Annotated in this window: 16 protein-coding genes and 1 tRNA gene; 9 read left to right on the top strand and 8 right to left on the bottom strand. The window is 38.7% G+C overall.

The annotated features are described in order from the left end of the window. Positions 1-223: 223 nt before the first annotated feature. From HDE70_RS10725 to HDE70_RS10710, 4 genes are read left to right on the top strand one after another with little or no spacing between them, the layout of a single operon-like run. A complete protein-coding gene (locus tag HDE70_RS10725; RefSeq protein ID WP_183889961.1) occupies positions 224-484 on the top strand; it encodes a helix-turn-helix domain-containing protein in 261 nt (86 codons plus the stop codon). A gap of 1 nt (position 485) precedes the next feature. After that, positions 486-800, top strand: a complete 315-nt coding sequence (locus HDE70_RS10720; protein WP_183889960.1) for a hypothetical protein — start codon at positions 486-488, stop codon at positions 798-800. 12 nt (positions 801-812) lie between these two features. Next, positions 813-1361 carry a BfmA/BtgA family mobilization protein gene (locus tag HDE70_RS10715; protein ID WP_183889959.1) on the top strand — a complete coding sequence of 183 codons (549 nt, stop codon included), beginning with the start codon at positions 813-815 and terminating at the stop codon, positions 1359-1361. A 2-nt stretch (positions 1362-1363) separates the two neighbouring features. Next, entirely contained in the window at positions 1364-2353 is a 990-nt protein-coding gene (locus HDE70_RS10710) for a DUF5712 family protein (RefSeq protein ID WP_183889957.1), read from the top strand. 423 nt (positions 2354-2776) lie between these two features. On the opposite strand, the gene HDE70_RS10705 is transcribed toward HDE70_RS10710, so the two are convergent. Genes HDE70_RS10705 through HDE70_RS10690 form a run of 4 tightly spaced genes read right to left on the bottom strand, consistent with a single transcriptional unit; the run spans position 2777 to position 6027 of the window. Further along, on the bottom strand, positions 2777-3529 hold the full coding sequence (locus tag HDE70_RS10705) for a hypothetical protein (protein WP_183889955.1): 753 nt from the start codon (positions 3527-3529) through the stop codon (positions 2777-2779). Positions 3530-3559: 30 nt separating this feature from the next. Continuing rightward, the gene (locus tag HDE70_RS10700) at positions 3560-3835 is read right to left on the bottom strand and encodes a hypothetical protein (RefSeq protein ID WP_183889953.1); all 276 of its coding nucleotides are present in this window, start codon (positions 3833-3835) and stop codon (positions 3560-3562) included. Then, positions 3813-5126 carry a hypothetical protein gene (locus tag HDE70_RS10695; protein ID WP_183889951.1) on the bottom strand — a complete coding sequence of 438 codons (1314 nt, stop codon included), beginning with the start codon at positions 5124-5126 and terminating at the stop codon, positions 3813-3815. The genes HDE70_RS10700 and HDE70_RS10695 overlap by 23 nt, the downstream gene beginning before the upstream one ends. Before the next feature lie 4 nt (positions 5127-5130). Continuing rightward, on the bottom strand, positions 5131-6027 hold the full coding sequence (locus HDE70_RS10690) for a HEPN domain-containing protein (RefSeq protein WP_183889949.1): 897 nt from the start codon (positions 6025-6027) through the stop codon (positions 5131-5133). A gap of 385 nt (positions 6028-6412) precedes the next feature. Between HDE70_RS10690 and HDE70_RS10685 the strand changes: the two genes are divergently transcribed. Both HDE70_RS10685 and HDE70_RS10680 read left to right on the top strand, forming a co-directional pair. Then, positions 6413-6733: a hypothetical protein gene (locus tag HDE70_RS10685; protein WP_183889947.1), complete on the top strand. Its 321-nt coding sequence runs from the start codon at positions 6413-6415 to the stop codon at positions 6731-6733. Between the two features lie 38 nt (positions 6734-6771). Continuing rightward, the gene (locus tag HDE70_RS10680) at positions 6772-7404 is read left to right on the top strand and encodes a DUF2185 domain-containing protein (protein WP_183889945.1); all 633 of its coding nucleotides are present in this window, start codon (positions 6772-6774) and stop codon (positions 7402-7404) included. Between the two features lie 228 nt (positions 7405-7632). On the opposite strand, the gene HDE70_RS10675 is transcribed toward HDE70_RS10680, so the two are convergent. The 3 genes from HDE70_RS10675 to HDE70_RS10665 all read right to left on the bottom strand — a co-directional run bounded on the left by HDE70_RS10675 (position 7633) and on the right by HDE70_RS10665 (position 11256). Then, positions 7633-8943: a site-specific integrase gene (locus tag HDE70_RS10675; RefSeq protein WP_183889943.1), complete on the bottom strand. Its 1311-nt coding sequence runs from the start codon at positions 8941-8943 to the stop codon at positions 7633-7635. Positions 8944-9190: 247 nt separating this feature from the next. Further along, a tRNA-Lys gene (locus HDE70_RS10670) sits at positions 9191-9263 on the bottom strand. 79 nt (positions 9264-9342) lie between these two features. Further along, positions 9343-11256, bottom strand: a complete 1914-nt coding sequence (locus HDE70_RS10665) for an ATP-dependent RecD-like DNA helicase (RefSeq protein WP_183889941.1) — start codon at positions 11254-11256, stop codon at positions 9343-9345. Between the two features lie 80 nt (positions 11257-11336). Here HDE70_RS10665 and HDE70_RS10660 point away from each other — a divergent pair, with 80 nt between their 5' ends. Next, entirely contained in the window at positions 11337-12824 is a 1488-nt protein-coding gene (locus HDE70_RS10660) for an IMP dehydrogenase (RefSeq protein WP_183866875.1), read from the top strand. Between the two features lie 42 nt (positions 12825-12866). Here the strand turns inward: HDE70_RS10660 and HDE70_RS10655 are convergent, their stop codons facing one another. After that, on the bottom strand, positions 12867-14258 hold the full coding sequence (locus HDE70_RS10655; protein ID WP_183889939.1) for a phosphatase PAP2 family protein: 1392 nt from the start codon (positions 14256-14258) through the stop codon (positions 12867-12869). 145 nt (positions 14259-14403) lie between these two features. Here HDE70_RS10655 and HDE70_RS10650 point away from each other — a divergent pair, with 145 nt between their 5' ends. Both HDE70_RS10650 and HDE70_RS10645 read left to right on the top strand, forming a co-directional pair. Then, positions 14404-15153, top strand: a complete 750-nt coding sequence (locus HDE70_RS10650; RefSeq protein WP_183889937.1) for a M57 family metalloprotease — start codon at positions 14404-14406, stop codon at positions 15151-15153. 89 nt (positions 15154-15242) lie between these two features. Beyond that, the gene (locus tag HDE70_RS10645; protein ID WP_183866878.1) at positions 15243-15824 is read left to right on the top strand and encodes a Crp/Fnr family transcriptional regulator; all 582 of its coding nucleotides are present in this window, start codon (positions 15243-15245) and stop codon (positions 15822-15824) included. Positions 15825-15893 lie beyond the last annotated feature (69 nt).

Genomic DNA, 15893 nt, shown 5'->3' with positions numbered 1-15893 from the left:
CCCCCTTTTCAGGGGCTGAGCAAGCGGAAGTTGGGCAGTGGCCCTACTTGCTTGCCCTGTGCTATCGCTACAGGGGTTTCAAGTATCCTCCGGGGATACTTGTGGGCTTTGCAAGCCCTTTGGAGGCCATAAATGGTATACTGTCGGGTATACCATATATGCAGATATACAATGTCATCAATATTAACCAACTAAAGGACGAAATACATTAAGGAGAACAATTATGAAAATGGACATTATCACTATGGAAGATTTAAAGGAGTTTAAGACGGACTTTTTAAAGGAAATGAAGGAGATCATCGGACAGGGGAATCAGCAGGAAACTACCGCCTGGCTAAGAAGCGCAGCGGTTAGAAAGATGCTAAATATATCGCCCGGAACTTTACAGACCCTTCGCATCAACGGTACTTTACCGTACCGAAAGATCGGTGGCACTATGTTCTATAGCAAAGCAGAAATTGAAAAATTATTAAAAGGCGAATAAGATGAAGAATTATCAGCATATACAGCAACATGCCCTTAGTGGTTATTTTGAGCGAATAGCATTAGAAGACCATTTTTATTCAAGCCATATCAGCCTGCTGATGGCCTTATTTTATTACAGTGACAGCAATGTGACGGAAATGTCCTTTCAGGTAAGCAGGCCAAAGTTAATGCGTTTTTCACGCATCAGGTCAATAGCTACCTATCATAAAAACATTAAAGATCTTGTTGACTATGGATATATAGAATTTACCCCTTCCTGGCATCCTCAAAGAGGTAGCCGGGTTAGGTTAATTGTTGAAAAAGCAAACAGGTAAACACGTCAGCGCATGGAAGACATGAATACAAAATCGGTGCGCTACCCTGTAGCCACCGATCAAAAACTCGAAAAGATCGCTTTAAAATTAGGCAGGACAAAAAAGCTGGTAGTGGTACAGATGGTAGATTATTTCTATCGGAGTAAGAAAGACCCCCTAGACCTGGGTGATGAACTACTCAAAAAGGAACTGGTTAGCGGAAACAGCAGGATTATTGCTTTCTTTAAGACCCAGGAAAGTGATTTCCTGCTTCCCATCCTTACCGCCAGTGGAATATTGACCGCTATAGCAAAACAACACAGCATCTATTTTAAAGCTATTTCTGCGTATCTGGCCGAAGAGGCAAAAAAGACTGTTCAGCTCTCCTCACATGTTAATGCGATCAATAAAGGCATCGCAAGAATACAAGCCCAAATGGATGAAAAAGCTTTGTTAAAAGTACGGTTTAAAAAGATCATCGAACATTACATCACGCAAAGGGAATCATTAGGCTGGCCTGTATCCAGCGTCAAAAAGGAAGAACTGCAAACCAATTTATGGCGTTCACTTGAAAACTTATAAATATGTTCATCAACATCACCGCATCGGAAACAGGAAATAACAAAGGCAGCAGCGGGGCACTGGTCAACTACCTGGAAAAAGAGAACCGTTTACAGGCCGAAAAAGGCCGGGTTCTAGGTCATGAAAACTGGTTTAACGGTATGGGCAACGAAATCAGCAGGCAGGAAGTCAGAATGAAGATTGACCGCAACATTGCCAAACTTGGCCGTAACGACAGTAAGTTTTTCCTGATCAACGTTAGTCCCAGTCAAAAGGAACTGGCACACCTTTACCAGACCTACGGTGAGCATGGCGCAAAGGAAAAGCTGAAAGAATTTGCCGTTAAGGTGATGGACGAGTACGCCAGAAACTTTAAAAGACCAGGAATCAATAGCCATAAAGACCTGCTATGGTACGCCAAACATGAAAACTTTCGCTATTATAAACATGACGACAAGGAAGTTAAACAAGGAACCCGGCAAAAGGGGGAACGCAAAGAGGGACGGCAGGATCACATTCAGATCATTGTGAGCCGTAAAGACCTCACCAATACGATTAAGCTTAGCCCACAGAATACCTCTAAGGGAAAGAACAAGGAGCATTCCGCTAAACTGGGTGAGTTTGACCGAACTGCGTTTAAACAATCCGGCGAAAAGCTTTTTGATACGATGTTTGATTTTGACAGGGGGCTGAAAGATACTTTAACCTATGCCAATACCATGAAAAATGGAACAACCGAACAAAAGGCACAGATGAAGATTTTGGACGGCATTCCAAACCAGCAAGCTGAACGCTCTCAAATACTGAAAGACATCAGCATGGAGGTGGCAGAAGGATTGTTTGGAAGTATTGGGGAAATGACCAGCCCGACAGGGAAATTCGCTGTTGATTTGTGGAGCATTTTGATGGAGCCCATATATGTAGCGCCCGAATCAGCTCCTATACCAAAAAGGAAAAAGAAGAAAAGAGGTAAAGATCAAAGTGAAGATCAAAATCAGGGCATGCGATACTAATTCATTTGCTTGTAATTCTGTACCCGGGATTGCTATTACAAATTATCGGTAATATACTTCGCCCGCTCTGCTAAAACCGCTTTTAGCCATTGCCTCATAATCTCTCTTCCGGTATTTAAAGAAGTTTCATTATGTGCCGGGTTAGCGTCAAAATTGTACTTGACAGCCCTGTTAAAGGAGGTAAGAAACTTGTTTTCAAGTTCTCTGTTCACCCGATAATGGGAATATTCAACTTCCAAAAATTGAAGGAAAAATAATGTTCCCCATCAGTTTTTATCATTTGGTCGGCTGTAATATTCCGGCAGGGATACCTGATCAATGAAGGTTTGAATAAAAAATTCCGGCTTAATCTGGTAGATTGAGCAGAGGGTATTAAAATCCTCTGACAAGGTAAGTTGAATAGTCGTTTCCATAGGATTAGGCTTAGTTTGGATTAATGGTTTGATAATATGCTTGATAAAAATCTCTTAAAGTATCTGCCCTTTCCAGCAGGTCACGGATAATGTAGACTTCGAGTCTGACTTCTTCCATTCGGTGATAAAAATCAATTTCATCATCCGTAAGATCAAACATGAAAGGGGTGTCCCTTCCAAAACCATTAGCGATCTTAAAGAAAAATTCAAAGATGAAATTTGTATATCCTTTAATTCCCTCACATGCGTGGGCATCTGATAAGGAAATGTAACCCATAAAATATTCAAGAAATTCTTTTGGATAACAGTTGTATGCTTCACAAAGGACACAAAAATCCTTGCTTAACTTCAAAGTAGAAAATTCATCAAGATACAAAACATCAGAGGGTGTATGCAGGCGTTCCATTGAATTGAAAATATTTTCGACAAAACAACGGGTATAACCACGTTTGGTAGTGGTTTTCCAACCTCTTCTTTTCATCTTGGCTAAGATTTCAATCTGCCTGATATTTTCCCCGAATAATGCACTGCATTTTTTCATTGCTTTGCTATTGATGGAAGTCTTTCTTTTTTTCTTTACATACCAGATCATTGCATGGCAAGCCTCTGAAAACCCCTCGTGATAAGTCTGGTTAATGATGTCATATATACTCACATGGTCAATAAATATCTGTAGCACCTCCGCTATATCGAGTTTATAAATACTACAAGCTACTTTAAAGTCCATGGGAATTACAATTGGTTGTGCAGTGCTTCTTTTCATAACGGGAATTTGATAATTACCAGTTCATACTCATTTGGCTTTCTTTGAGGTGAAGACATAACAGGCATCTAAAAATTCGCTGAACTGCGTATAAAAGCAGAGCATGTCTTTAGTAATCTGTTCATTGGCATATTGTGATGAATTATAAACCCATCCTTTATACAATTCCCATAGGTTATCCCTTGTCTCATGGATAGGGAAATCATGAAAGAAATAATCCATTACATCAAATGGGTTCTCTAGTTTATGTTTTTGCAGCTTGGTAGGCTGGTAATTCAGCTTCTTATTGATTTTTTTCCTTTTCATGGCTGTCAATTCCTTTAGTTGTTAATTCATAGGCTTCTGCAAGCCGATCTATAAATGTTTTAAAATGACCCTGATAGTGGCATTTGAGTACGGACAACTTAAAATTGTGCCTTTCAAAAAAACACAACACATGATAATCTGTAATCGAATCCATCAGGTAAAACCGATAAGGTGCTGCTGTTGAATGGATAAAAAACGTAGGGTTGCATTCGTTCGGCACGTAAAATTTACCTTCTGCTTTAAAGCGCAGTTCCAGTTCGTAGTAGTCTCCTTTACCCACCAATAAAAAACAAAGCCGTGGGCTTTCACTGGAAAAGGTGCAGGCTTTCATATCCTGCTTTCGGGGTTTCCCTTTCACGTTGCGCAAACCATGGGTAAAAAGATAATGCGTAAAGGGTTGTGTCTGTAGCAGTGGAACGGCCTTTTGCCATAGGGCATAGACTAATTTCAACATTCTGAGATTCTCCCGTTTGACTGCCTGTTTCTCTTTGTCTGTACTACGGTATTCAGGTATTTTGATGGGGGCAAGTGTTTGCATTTTTCGGCAAAGCACATTGATCTTCTCCTGCATGGGTGTATAATAATTGGCAATGGCTTGATTAGGGGTGACCACAAACTGATTAAAGCCTTTGATCTCACGCTGGTTCTTGTCCCAGATACCTCTATAGCGCACAATTAAAGGGAAATGAGCGGAGCGGGCTGAACTTAATTGGGTATCGGCAAGGCAATAGCCGATAGCGTAAGGGTTAAACTGGTTGACATTATCTTTTTCAAGTGCTGGCGTAGCGGTAGTTATTGCTTTCTTTCTTCTAAATGGGTAGATCAATTTATCCCCTGGTTTATGAAAAAAGGCATATTTAGGCTTTCTTTTAATATCCGTTCCCGCCCTGTCAATGATGACCGTCAGGTATTTGCTTTTGCCTGTTTTGGCGTCGAAAAAGTCCGGCCAGTAATATTTACCAAAATTATAACCACCACCCGACCAAGTAAAAGAATATAAAGCAAAATAGGCGTAACGGCTCAAATAGGTATGATCAGTGTCCACGCTGCAACTGACCCTTAACTCTTCCTGCAAAACCCTGATATATACTCGTTCTTCCTTTTCTTCTCCCAAACGGATGCCTAAAATCAACACCTCATTCTGGAACGATATTGTCCTTTTTCTAATTACCAGATATGGACGCTCCGGAAATCTAAAATCAGAGTGTTTGTTTAAGGTCTCTAAGGTTAATCTAACCGTGCCTTTTTCCAGTGGCAGTGTATAGTAATGATATTTTCCGGGGTTGGTCATTTCCTTAATCAATTGTTACCTCACTTTCTCCTTTCAATTCTTTATACAAGAGACCTCCATGTTCCAGCTCTTCAATTTTTGCCCTGCACATATCTTTAACTAGGCTTACGAAAAATGAAGTACGATCAAACAGGCTTTGGGCATCGTCTCCCGAAACAGAGAAACCTGTTCCATAACGGGAACCGGAATAGCTTTTCATCAGCAGGTCAAAAAGCCTTTCATCTTCCCGGTTACCGGATAAAAACGTTTTAATGGGTTTGTCAGAAAAAGAACCGCATAACCGTAGCATACGAAGTAGATTATGTACCTCTGAACGGTAAGCAAGATGTACCCGGATTAGGAGGATACAACATTGCTCTACAACCTGGTGAAGCATGAAAGCAGAAATATTAAAATCCTTCTTGGCAAGGCACTCTCCCGCACCATGTAAAAAACCTTCCGCCAATGGCATACGGTGGTTAAAATGTTTCTGCGCCTTATTTGCTGATTGCGTAGGGATAAATTTCCCGGTAAAATCAAAGTGGCTCATACCATCGTGACAATACAGAAGCTTTCCGGAAGTATAAACAGTCATAAAAAATCTGTTATTCGCTTTAATCGCCTCTAAAATGGACTCCTGACCATGACAGATAATAGAAACATTACCTTTTCGGTAGCGTACATTCGTAAACTCCTGTACCTCATGATCAATTCGGACACTGGTTTCTGTCACCATTAACAGACAATAGTTGCAATGATGAGTATTCTCCTGATCCCGGAAACAGCCAGTGGTTTCCGATAATAGATTGGTTTTGGCAAAGCAGAAAAGCTGTAAGGGTTGAAATTTCTCAACCAGGGACTTGACGAACGTTTTAAAATAGTTTGCCTGTTGATCTGCTGCTGAAAGGATGTGCATTTCCATATATTCTCATTTTAGTTGGTTGAACTGTGAAATGAGTCATATATAAGAGAGTTGATCGCAAAAAAATAAGGCGTGAAACCCACTTACCGCCTTAGAGGCCCTGAGAAGCCCGGATACGGAAAGCAGGCTCACGCCTATGACGTGAGCACTACACTTACCTCTCGTATCCATTTGAAATTTCTCAGGTTTCTAAGACGAGACTCGAAGTGCGAATGCTTCAATATTTTATGAAGTAAACGCTAAAAATAATTTTTAATCTATCATTATCCAAACTTAGTAATAAGTCATCACAAAAACAAACTAAAAGTATTTTATAAATTACTAATGGTTCTTTTTAACATATGATTAGTTTCCAATTAACGACTTTAGTTCAAAACGTAAGAATATGGCTAATTGGAAACTTATTAATAATGATCCAGAAAAAGATCTTTCATCGATAGGTGCACTATTTGAAACAAGTAAAATCAAAAAAATGTATGACATCTCCGAATTATACCCAACCAAGGTTATTAAACAACTTGGAATTAATTCGGAACGGTACTCTGTTAAATTAGCAGATCCTGAGAAGTTTACTGTATCAGAGATTCTTCGTATGGCTTACATTTTCAATATTGATCCAAATCTAATACTGAATGTTATCCAGGTTGAAACTGAGAAAAAGATAATAAATAAGCTTGCCCAGCATAAAAATAAAAATACCAAGTAGCGTAAATTGGATTAGTTTCCTGTAAATTATTAAATCTTATGCCTAGTTGGAGATTAGAGAACACTAATGAAATTCGAGAGGAAGCGCCATATACCTTCTATAGGCCATCTGACGATATTATTGATAAGTTAAAGCCTGGAGAAACAACAGTGAAACTAATCTTTTCTTTTGAATCTGATGAACCCGAAGACCCAAGTGCGGAAAGAATGTGGGTTATTATGGATTCAGTTGATGAAGATGGTAATTATTCAGGTACTTTAGATAACGCTCCGTTTCATATTAAAGATTTAAGTGAAGGAGATTCCATTGTATTCAGGAGAGAGCATATTATTCAATATGACACGCTGGAAGAATTAATTGTTGAAGATCCTTTAGCTGAGGTGATTCAAAAATTCACAAAAAAATGCTTTGTTTCCAACCATATCATGAATGAAGGGTATCTTGTCGGAAGATTATACCGGGAAGAAATTGATGATGAAGATTATTCTGGTTGGACAATGATGAGCGATTATGAGACGCAAGAATACGTTGACGATGTTACAAATTTACAATACATCTCAATTGGAAAGGTGTTAAACCTTGATGATAGCTTTATTCATCTTCTTGATGAGCCAATAGGTTCAGAGTTTTCAAAAGATGATGAAACCGGTAGTTACCTTCCAGTCGTGTAAATCTTAATATCTATCTAATTTAAAACCTGCTTAATCTCCCCGCACTCATTTGCGGCCTACGGAACCCCATCGCACAATCCTTCACACATGTTCCCGTTTGGAGCATATACGGAGTGGTAGCCGTTGGTTTTTCTGCTTACCACTTTGGGCTGTGAGAATCCCAGTGCTGTCCCGTCTAAAATAGAAAACGCCCAAAGATTGTTCTTCGGGCGTATTTATGATCATTGATTAAATTGCTTTGTAATACTGCTCCGGCACTAAGGTCAAATTCGGTGATTCCGCTGTTTCTTTTGCTTCCATCATTTTTATACCTGCTTCAAAGCTTGTTGTGAACATTGCCATCAATGGTGCCATGTCTTTACTTACCTTTTCATCCATCATTTTAGCGTAAAGCTGGGTAGTACGTATATTAGTATGTCCCATCATTTTAGAAACGCTTTCAATAGGCACACCGTTCAACAGGGTTACAGTAGTTGCAAAGGTGCGCTTTGCAATCCGGTTCCCCAATGTTTGGTAAACGTCTGAAAGGTCGGCTATTTCTACCAGATACTCGTTCATCTTCTGGTTACTGGAAATTGGCAAAGCCCTGTCATAGTTGATACAAAATGGATAGTTTTTGTATCTGTTCAAAATATCCAGTGCAACTGGCAGCAGGGGAACAGCTAACTGTGTACCCGTCTTTTTTCTATAACTAAATAGCCAATTTTGCCCATCAATTCCGATACGTATATCTGATAGTTTTAGCTTTTTCACATCGGCATATGACAGCCCTGTATAACAGCTAAACAAGAAAAAGTCCCGTACCTGTGAAAGTCTTTCAGTAGTGAAATTTTTATCTGCAATCCTTTGAAGTTCATCCAGGGTTAAGTAATTCCGAAGTACGGGTTTTGATGTCAACTTATATCCTAAGAAGGGGTCACTACTAATCCATTTATTTTTTAGGCAGATACGTACAATTTTACCAAGATTTTTAAGATGCTTACTTGCAGTGTTTGCCCCGTTATCCTTTGAGGTATGGAGGTAGAAATCAAAGCCATCTATGAACTCGTAATCAATACTCCTGATGTTTAGATCACTTTTCTGGTATTTAAAGGATAAATAATCTTTAACATGCCTTTCCAGTATTTCAAATCTTTTTAGCGTTCCTTCGGCATAGTCTTCCTTTTCCACCAATTCCGCCATGTTTTTGTTGTGGATTTTGATAGCCTCGCAAATGGTATGCATTTTTTCTGCTTTACCGAGATACTTGCTTTTAATCACCTGAGAAGTAATTTCTGCATCTTCCTTACATAACTGTGTATGAGAAGCAGTAACCCCGGCTTTCATCTTGTCCAGATAGCTGTTCAGGGTTTTGGCCTCTTCTTTAGTACCTTCAATGTGTCCAGCTTTGGCATTCCACAATTCGGGTTCACATTCTCTGCTAGTTGATAGTTCCGCAGGTTTTCCGTCTACGGTAATCCTTAAATAGATTGGGATAGCCCCTTTAACATAGTTTTTTGGTTTCTTCAAATAGAAAAGCAGATTGAAATTCGTTTTCATAATGACTGATTTAAGGTTAAACAAAGTTAGCCTTGCAGTCTAAACGCATCAAGTCGTTCAATGAGTGAACTTTTTGTAAATCAAATATTTACATTCATTCTGGTGAGTTGAATATCCCAAAATTTACTCACCGAATCACTCACTTTTTTTATGTGATTTTCTGAATATTTTGGGTATTCCCGGTAAACAAAAAAGCTTGCAATCATTTGATTTGCAAGCTTTTACGTAGTTTTGATACTATTCTCTGTGATCCCGCTGGGATTCGAACCCAGGACCACTACATTAAAAGTGTAATGCTCTACCAGCTGAGCTACGGAATCATTAATTCCTCTTGTTTAAGGAGGTGCGAAGATAGAAAATAAATATTAATACACACTATACTTCATAAAAAAAACGACGTTAAAATAACTGTAATGTTGTAGACTGCTGATTTCCAGATGATGTTTTTGTCTTCACACTGGCTCTTGCATGATGTTCCGTAATCCAGGAAACATAGTTTTCAACCTTAATTGGCTCTTTTAGCAAACCTGGTGCTAACTGCAACAAAGAAATCCGATGCTCAACTACCGGTCTGTACTTCTGAAAAAGATGTTGCAGCTCCTGTTGAACCTTGTTTTTCGGCTTAATCCTGATATTTTTATTCACAGGATTTAAAACCTGTAAATTAATCTCCTTTTTAAAATACGTTGCTGCCGATTCAATTCTTTCCTGTAATGCCGGCAAATCGTTAAAACCAGTTTGTTTATGCAGATTAGTCACCTGAACCTGGAAGCGATCAGCTAAAACAATCAAACTTTTAATTGATTTCCTCAATTGAGAAAACAATACTGCATATTCCGGGATATTTGATCTGACAATTTCTGGTCTCGAAGTAACCGTTTCCAGCTCACTCAGCAACTTATTCAATGAAAAGTGGTTCAGTACCAGTTGAAGGATAAACCCTTCCTGTCCGCTCACCAGAAGATCATCCAGCTCATCATCCTGCACAGATTTCATATAATTAATTACCTCTGTATTTGACCTTAAACTTTCCGTGCTGATCTTCGATTTCAAAATCAACCCATTAAGCGTTCTCACACGACTCAAAGCCACATAAACCTGGCCAGCTATAAATGATTTTCCCGCGTCAATTATAGCATGGTCAAAAGTTAAACCCTGACTTTTATGTATCGTTACTGCCCATGCCAGTTTAATCGGATACTGAGAAAATTCCCCAACCTGCTGCTGTACAATAACTTCTTCAGTATCTGTTTTATATTCAAAAGATTGCCACGAAGTCTTCTCTAGTAACAGATCATCTTCATGCGGAAAGGAAATGTAAATTTCCCCATCTTTAACAGACTTGATCTTTCCAATCTTTCCATTGTAAAATTTTCTGTTATCCCCGGTATCATTCTTAATGAACATTACCTGTGCACCTTCCTTTAACTTCAGCGTCTGTTCTGCCTGTAAACCAGCATCTCTGAACTCACCACTAGTCTCAGCAGTAAAAGTATACTCCTCACCAGGAAGCTCGTCTAATTTCGCCTTATTAACAGTATTCGCTTCTGCATTATGTGAAGTGATAATAATCGGGCTCAATTCATCCGTCGCAAGAAAATCCGGATCATATCTTTTATTTAACAAAGCTAAATCAGCCTCAGTAATCTGATTATTTCTGATACTATTTAGAATATTAACGAATTCCGGTTCTGTTTGGCGAAATACTGTGGTTAATTCTATCTGTAACAACGGATTTCTACGGATCACATATCCCTCGAAAAAATAAGGAGAAGCATAAGCTCTGCTCAGAAATGCCCATTCCTCTCTTTTAGTAACCGGAGGTAACTGGTAAAGATCACCTATAAGCAACAATTGTACACCCCCAAAAGGAATATTGTTTTTTCTCACTGAACGGAGGATAGCGTCAATCATGTCCATTAAATCACAGCGAACCATAGAAATCTCATCGATGATCAATAATTCTAACTCATTGAACAGCGCTGTCTTTTCTCTATTGTAACTTAAATCATTGACCATAGAGTCAATGGAGGTAATGCCCAATTGTAAATCTTCCAAACCAATTTCTCCCGGGAAAAAAGAACCGGCAGGTAATTGGAAAAAAGAATTGATTGTCGTGCCTTTAGCGTTCATCGCAGCCACACCAGTAGGGGCAACCACTACCATTTTTTTTGAACTCTCCTCTTTTATTCTTTTCAGGAGTGTAGTTTTTCCGGTTCCTGCCTTTCCGGTTAGAAAAATACTTTGATTAGTGTACTCAATAAATGATAATATCTTGTCGAAAATTGAATTAGAAGGCCCGCCGTTACTCATTCCGCAAATTTAACCGATTAATTACAAAATGCTAACGTAAATTTCTGTGTTTTTTTCCATTAAAGAGTCTATCTTTGCAAATGGCAAAATACTTAAAAGAAACCTCGAGAACTTTCAGTGAATTTCTCTTAATACCAGGACTAACATCTTTTGATTGCGTACCTGATAATGTATCCTTAAAAACCTCACTGGTTAAATACCGGAAAGGTGAAAAATCAACAATAGAACTCAATATACCTTTCGTATCTGCTATTATGCAATCAGTTTCTGATGATCAGATGGCTATTGCGCTGGCGAAAAATGGCGGTTTATCATTTGTTTTTGGATCTCAAACTATCCAGAAGCAGGTAGAAATGATCGAAAAGGTTAAACAACATAAATCTGGCTTTGTAGTTAGCACGGCTAATCTGATCGCAGAAAACACATTGAAGGACGTTATTGCCTTAAAAGCGAAAACAGGTCATTCCACAATTGCTATAACTGAAAATGGTACTGCTGACGGTAAATTGATCGGTATTGTTACTGGTAGAGATTATAGAGTAGGTACAGATGGAATGGACAAGAAAGTCAAAGAATTCATGACTCCTTTCTCTGATTTGATTACTGCAAAGATCGGAATTACCCTAAGCGAAGCCAACAGCATCATCTGGGAACATAAATTAAACAGTCTGCCTGTCGTTGATGAAAATGATAATCTTAGATTTTTTGTTTTCAGAAAAGATTATGATAATCACAAAGACAATCCTTTAGAACTATCTGACGAGACTAAAAAACTAATTGTAGGTGCTGGTATTAACACAAGAGATTATAAAGACAGAGTTCCTGCACTGGTTAATGCCGGAGTAGACGTCTTATGTATTGACTCTTCTGATGGATATTCTGAATGGCAAAAAGCAACATTGGAATATATTAAAGCAGAATATGGTGACCGCGTTAAAGTTGGTGCCGGAAATGTGGTTGACAAAGAAGGATTTTTATATCTAGTTGAAGCAGGTGCTGATTTTGTGAAAGTTGGCGTTGGAGGTGGATCAATCTGTATCACCAGGGAAACAAAAGGGATAGGCAGAGGACAGGCAACGGCTTTAATTGAAATTGCTGAAGCAAGAGATCAATATTTCGAAGAAACAGGCATCTATATTCCAATTTGTTCGGACGGTGGAATAGCTCAGGATTACCATATGGCAATTGCACTGGCTATGGGAGCGGATTTTATTATGATGGGTAGATATTTTGCAAGGTTTGATGAAAGCCCTACCCATAAAGTATTGGTTAATGGTAATTACATGAAAGAGTACTGGGGTGAAGGCTCTAACCGCGCCAGAAACTGGGAACGTTATGATATGGGCGGTTCTACTGGATTAAAATTTGAAGAAGGTGTAGATAGTTATGTTCCTTACGCCGGATCTTTAAAAGATAATTTGGACGTTACAGTCGGAAAAATTAAATCAACGATGTGCAGTTGCGGTTTTACATCCATTGCGAAGTTTAAACAAGATGCGAAACTTACTTTAGTTTCTTCTGTGAGCATCGTAGAAGGTGGAGCGCATGACGTACTGGTGAGAGAATAAATTAATGTATAGTATTCAGGGTGCCAGTCTGGTACCTTGAATTTACCAGATAAACGCAGTAATTCCAAGTCCAAAAGTAATGTTGTTATACTTGGTTTTTCCAACATTTTCCGGAAGACGGTGATAACTCAAATGCCCATCGTTATCTGTATCATTCAGCAAATCTATGTCAAACTTGTGGGTAGATCCGAAATAACTGGTATACGCTTTAATTGCAGTATTCCTGCCAATGCGTTTCTGGATACCTACGCCAACAGACCAGCTGGCTGCTGTTTTTGGCTGATATCGTGCATAGGGTAATTCTGCTGTTCCAAATTCTTCCTGATATTCTGGTTTGATATCCAGGATAAAATTCCCGTTACTTCCGGAAGAGATCCCTGCATTTATTTTAGCAGTGATGAACCAGTTATTCGCTAAAGGCAAACTGAAATAGGGGCCAATATTCAAATATTTGACACCAAGGGCCTGCGTATATAAACCATTACTGATTTCTAAAATATCAGGGTCAAGACTGGCATGGGCTGAGTTCAAAGGGAAGCTGGTAAATGCAAATTCCCCTCCGATACCAATGTTTTTATGGAGAAACCAGGCACCTTCCATACCCATATTGAAACCATCTTTATTGAAAATATTGTCGTGTGCTGTTCCTGTGAGTTTCTTACTGGTCGCAATTGCATAACCCACATGTAGCTCTACAAAACTAGGATTATTGCTGATTGGGACAGGGTTGTTTTTTACGGGAGCATTCATGCCTCTGTTTTTCATAATCTGGTCAGTTACAAAATAACCCAGTTCTGTAGAAATAATACCTACGCCAGCTCCTGCAAGTACATCTGTGATCCAATGTCTGTTATTCAAACCACGGCCAAGTGCGGTTGCTGTGGCCATTGCATAACCGGTGATACCAATTAAAGGATATCCATATTGCCCATATTCCTTATCCAGCATAGTTGCATTCATAAAAGCTGTGGCCGTATGTCCTGAAGGAAAGGAATTATTTGAACTCCCGTCAGGCCGTTCTATTTTACTGGTAGATTTAATCCCATTGACCATTGCGCCCATAATTCCCATAGAAAAAGCATAAGAGATCAAGGTTCGTTTTGGCGTATGTTTTCCTTTAACATTAAAAGCGTTTAAAGCTACCACGGCTGCTGCTGGTGCGTATTGCAGATAATCATCATATCTGTAATGGAAATCGGGAATAAACCTGTTTCTGACTTCTCTGACTGTTTCGCGATGAGACCAGGCAAAGGCAGTAGCGCTAAATAAAATCAGTGGAACGGTTGTTTTTTTTACAACATCTCTTTTCCAGAAATTATTAACTGGCTGGTTTAATAAAAGGCTATCAGTGTATTGAGCATTTACTGTTACTGTAGTAATGATGAATAAAGAGAGGAACAGGAATTTGAGATTGAGTCGTCGTTTAGGCGGCATATACAGATTAAGGGAATCGCTGGTTATATAATTTCTTATTGGAAATGATTTAAAGGTATGAAATAAAACAATGTATTTTTTCTGATATACTACTATAGTAATTGTTAAATTGCAGAATCATTACGATATACCTAAAACCTAAACTATGAAAAACTTATTTAAAAACATCGCGCTGATTGCGCTATTTCCGATTTTAATTACCTCATGTTCGAAGAAAAATGAGATGCCTTCAAATCAGGACCAGGGTGCTAAGCAAACAGATAAAGTTCTTGCTTACATCAAAAATCTTGGATTTACAGACGCACAAATAGTCGAAAATGGAGCTCGATACATTGTTGACGGAGATATCGTATTTGATAAAAATATGCAGGTTCCTGACGATAACGGGAAGCCAAAAACTGAACAGTATTACAATGGTTACCTGGTAACGAATAGTTCCAATATCCGCGTCAAAGTTGATGCTTCTATCACAAGTATGGCTGCGGAAATTAATGGAGCAATTCAGCAGTGGAATACAGTGCCTAACTCGAAAATTAAATTCGTCATCGTAACAGATAATAATTATGATATTTTGATAAAAGTAGACAATACAATCGGAGGTACTACATGTGGACAGGCATATCTGTCTACCTCTAACGGTAAAGCAGGTAATACAGTCTGGATTAACCAGGAGCTGATCAAAAATAATTCTTTTGCACAGCGTCAAAGAACTATTGCACATGAATTCGGACATACCATTTCTATTAAGCATACTAACCAGTCTACTTCGATAGATGTCCCAGGAGTTGGTGGAACTGATGCGCTATCCTTAATGAATGGCGGACAATGTGGAAGCGGAGCTACTGTTTTATCGGCGAAAGATAAACAGGCAACTGCGGTATTATATCCTTTATAATATAAAAATTTAAATCAATACTTATATCGTAATGGATCAGGAAGCTATCTCAAAAGATAGCTTCTTGAAATTAACACTTATATTTGTATATGTTTGACGTTTTCTTTTCTCATGTTCTGGCAAAGGTATCACTAACCGAAGAGGAGAAAATTACTATTAAAGATTTTTTCACCTATAAAAAGCTTCGGAAAAAACAGTATTTACTTCAGGAAGGAGAGGTCTGCAAGTATATGTCATTTGTAGTAAAAGGTCTGCTCAGATCTTACAATGTTGATGAAAAAGGAGATGAGCATATGAATATGTTTTCATGGGAGGGGTGGTGGACCTCAGATATGAGCAGTTTCTTTTCTGGTGAAAAAGCTGTTTTCAACATAGATGCTATAGAAGATTCCGAAGTTTTGACAATCACGCTCGCAGATTTCGAAGAAATGACTTTAAAAGTCCCGGTTATGGATCGTTATTTTCGCCTCCTTTTTCAGAATAGCCTGGTTACGAAAGAGCGAAGATTAATCAGTTCTATTACAGACGCTGCGGAAGAAAAATATGTACGGCTGACGAAGTACAGTCCGGAAATCATTCAAAGAATACCTCAGAATCTGATTGCCTCTTACCTGGGCATCACTCCGGAAACCCTAAGCCGGATTAAGAAGAAAATTATGCTGTGTAAATAACCAGGATTGATATAGATCAAGTTAATTTCTTGTTTTAGATCAACTGTTTATAGTATGGGAGCAGGCTAC

It is taken from the genome of Pedobacter cryoconitis (assembly GCF_014200595.1).
Taxonomy (GTDB): domain Bacteria; phylum Bacteroidota; class Bacteroidia; order Sphingobacteriales; family Sphingobacteriaceae; genus Pedobacter; species Pedobacter cryoconitis_C.
Note: the sequence above shows the minus strand (reverse complement) of the source record. Positions and strands in the feature narration are given on the sequence as shown.

Bases quoted from the DNA above. Each gene is read 5' to 3' on its own strand.
- HDE70_RS10675 (WP_183889943.1), bottom strand. From the start codon at position 8,943: ATGAAAACGAATTTCAATCTGCTTTTCTATTTGAAGAAACCAAAAAAC.
- HDE70_RS10680 (WP_183889945.1), top strand. From the start codon at position 6,772: ATGCCTAGTTGGAGATTAGAGAACACTAATGAAATTCGAGAGGAAGCG.
- HDE70_RS10700 (WP_183889953.1), bottom strand. From the start codon at position 3,835: ATGAAAAGGAAAAAAATCAATAAGAAGCTGAATTACCAGCCTACCAAG.
- HDE70_RS10685 (WP_183889947.1), top strand. From the start codon at position 6,413: ATGGCTAATTGGAAACTTATTAATAATGATCCAGAAAAAGATCTTTCA.
- HDE70_RS10665 (WP_183889941.1), bottom strand. From the start codon at position 11,256: ATGAGTAACGGCGGGCCTTCTAATTCAATTTTCGACAAGATATTATCA.
- HDE70_RS10695 (WP_183889951.1), bottom strand. From the start codon at position 5,126: ATGACCAACCCCGGAAAATATCATTACTATACACTGCCACTGGAAAAA.
- HDE70_RS10645 (WP_183866878.1), top strand. From the start codon at position 15,243: ATGTTTGACGTTTTCTTTTCTCATGTTCTGGCAAAGGTATCACTAACC.
- HDE70_RS10650 (WP_183889937.1), top strand. From the start codon at position 14,404: ATGAAAAACTTATTTAAAAACATCGCGCTGATTGCGCTATTTCCGATT.
- HDE70_RS10660 (WP_183866875.1), top strand. From the start codon at position 11,337: ATGGCAAAATACTTAAAAGAAACCTCGAGAACTTTCAGTGAATTTCTC.
- HDE70_RS10655 (WP_183889939.1), bottom strand. From the start codon at position 14,258: ATGCCGCCTAAACGACGACTCAATCTCAAATTCCTGTTCCTCTCTTTA.
- HDE70_RS10720 (WP_183889960.1), top strand. From the start codon at position 486: ATGAAGAATTATCAGCATATACAGCAACATGCCCTTAGTGGTTATTTT.
- HDE70_RS10690 (WP_183889949.1), bottom strand. From the start codon at position 6,027: ATGGAAATGCACATCCTTTCAGCAGCAGATCAACAGGCAAACTATTTT.
- HDE70_RS10715 (WP_183889959.1), top strand. From the start codon at position 813: ATGGAAGACATGAATACAAAATCGGTGCGCTACCCTGTAGCCACCGAT.
- HDE70_RS10725 (WP_183889961.1), top strand. From the start codon at position 224: ATGAAAATGGACATTATCACTATGGAAGATTTAAAGGAGTTTAAGACG.
- HDE70_RS10705 (WP_183889955.1), bottom strand. From the start codon at position 3,529: ATGAAAAGAAGCACTGCACAACCAATTGTAATTCCCATGGACTTTAAA.
- HDE70_RS10710 (WP_183889957.1), top strand. From the start codon at position 1,364: ATGTTCATCAACATCACCGCATCGGAAACAGGAAATAACAAAGGCAGC.